Below are 551 nucleotides of genomic sequence, written 5' to 3' on the forward strand. Positions count from 1 at the left end.
TCTACAAGTAGGGGGCAAACTGTTTACTTGACGGGATCAAAGCCCCACGGGCAGTTACGTTTTACCCCTGGCTACTGTTATAATAAGACCATATAAAAAAAGGTCAACCAGAAATATTTTCTTATCTGGATGACCTTATAATACGAACGTGGCAGTTTTCTTGAATAAGGAACTTACATTTTTATGGTAAAGTAAAAGTGTAAAGGGGGATTTTATGAAATTATTTTTGTCTATTATCTTAGCAGGACTTTTAGGTATATTAGTTATCTTTGGACCTATTGGTATATACATTTTATGTACAATTATTGTAGGAGTGATTTTCAGGTCATTTGTTTTATTAAATGATATTCATAAACAAGTTGTACCAGTGGGGGGCAGAGATAGAGCCCAAGAAGCATATGAAAAGTATTTAAAAGAGAAAGAAGAAAAAGAAGCAAACGAAGAACGTTCGTAAGAATAAATAAATTATTCAAGTAAACCAGCTAATAGTTTGTCAATATTTTTCAATAAAAATTTAAAATCTTTCATGATATACTAAAAATGGCATGCCA

Annotated in this window: 1 protein-coding gene; it reads left to right on the forward strand. The window is 31.6% G+C overall.

Annotated elements, in window-relative coordinates; genetic code table 11:
* The first annotated feature begins 214 nt into the window (after positions 1-214).
* On the forward strand, positions 215-454 hold the full coding sequence (locus tag PQ474_RS26250; protein WP_273848523.1) for an ATP-dependent Lon protease: 240 nt from the start codon (positions 215-217) through the stop codon (positions 452-454).
* Positions 455-551 lie beyond the last annotated feature (97 nt).

The organism is Halalkalibacter alkalisediminis, assembly GCF_028610705.1.
In the GTDB taxonomy this organism is placed as follows: Bacteria; Bacillota; Bacilli; order Bacillales; family Bacillaceae_D; genus Halalkalibacter; species Halalkalibacter alkalisediminis.